Below are 1,493 nucleotides of genomic sequence, written 5' to 3'. Positions count from 1 at the left end.
GCACGGCGGTGACGGGGCCGTTGCCGGCGGGGGCCTGGGCGACGACCCACCGCACGCTGGCCGGATCGCCGGCAACGGCCTCGGGATGCATCGCGATCATGGCCACCACGCTCAGGTCACGGCCGCGGTGATGGTGCGGGCGAGGAATGCTGCGACCCAGGCCAGCGTGAACATATAGGCGAAGGCGAGCAGCGGCCAGCGCCAGCTGCCGCTCTCGCGCCGCAGCACTCCGATCGTCGAGACGCATTGCAGCGCATAGACGAAGAAGGCCAACAAGGCGGCGATCGTCGGCGGGGTGAAGAGCCGTTCGCCGGCGCGTGGGCCGTCGGCCACTCGCATCGCCCGCAACGCCTGCCCGGGGTTCTCCGGGTCCTCCGCCGCCGCCACCTGCCCCATGGTCGCGACGAACACCTCGCGGGCCGCGAGGGAGGAGACGACGCCGACGTTGATGCGCCAGTCGAACCCGAGCGGCGCGAACACCGGGCCTACGGCGCGGCCGATGTCCGCCGCGAAGCTGTTGTCCAGGACGTATGCCGCGCTGGCGGCCGGGTCGGCGGGGTCGACCCCGGCGGCGCGCATGTCGTCCGCGCTGCGCGCCGGCAGGTTGAGCAGGAGGAACAGGAGCAAGGTGGTGGCCAGGATGATGTGGGTGACCTTGCGCAGGAACGAGCGGCAGGCGTCCCACACGGAGAAGAGCACCACTCGCAGGCTGGGGATGCGATATGGCGGCAGTTCCATATAGAAGGGCAGCGCCTGCCCGGTCCCGCGGCCGACCCGCGTGAACAGCGCGGCGGTGAGCAGCGCGGAGAGCGCGCCCACGACATACAGCGCGAACAGCACCACCCCACGCGCCCCGAACGGCCCCACCTGCTCCGACGCCGGGATGAGCATCGACACCAGCAGCACGAAGACCGGCAGCCGCGCCGAACAGGTCATCAGCGGCGCCGACATCATCGTCGCCAGCCGGTCGCGCGCCGAGGGCAGGGTGCGCGTGGCCATGATCCCCGGGATCGCGCACGCCACCGATGACAGCAGGCTGACGAAGGCCCGCCCCTCCAGCCCGAACCGGGCCATGAACCGGTCCATGATGAACGCCGCCCGAGACAGGTAGCCGACGCCTTCGAGCAGCGAGACCATCAAGAACAGCAGCGCGATCTGGGGCAGGAAGACCAGCACCCCGCCGATGCCGCCGAGCAGCGCCGTGCCGACGAACTCCCCCGCCCACCCGTGCCCGAGGCGGGCCGCGGCGAGCGCGCCGAGCCAGCCGAAGAACTGCTCGATCCAGCCCTGCAGCGGCGCGGCGACGGTGAAGATGATCTGGAAGAAGGCGAACATGACGGCGAAGAAGATGAGCCCGCCGAGCAGCGGGTGCAGCAGCACGGCGTCCAATTTCTGGGTGCGCCGGTCCGCCCCGGCCGGCCGGTAGTCCGCCGCGGCCAGCACCGAGTCGATCCAGGCCGCCCCCTCCGGGCCTTCGACCGGCGGCGGCAGCG

General features: G+C 71.7%; 1 protein-coding gene. It reads right to left on the bottom strand.

Annotated features, from left to right (window positions below):
• Window positions 1-111: 111 nt before the first annotated feature.
• Window positions 112-1,493, bottom strand: a 1,382-nt coding sequence (locus BN11_RS17630; RefSeq protein WP_048699613.1) for a ferrous iron transporter B, incomplete at its 5' end; no start/stop codon positions are given.

Source organism: Nostocoides australiense Ben110 (genome assembly GCF_001050535.1).
In the GTDB taxonomy this organism is placed as follows: Bacteria; Actinomycetota; Actinomycetes; order Actinomycetales; family Dermatophilaceae; genus Nostocoides_A; species Nostocoides_A australiense.
This window is presented reverse-complemented; position numbering and strand designations above follow the sequence as displayed.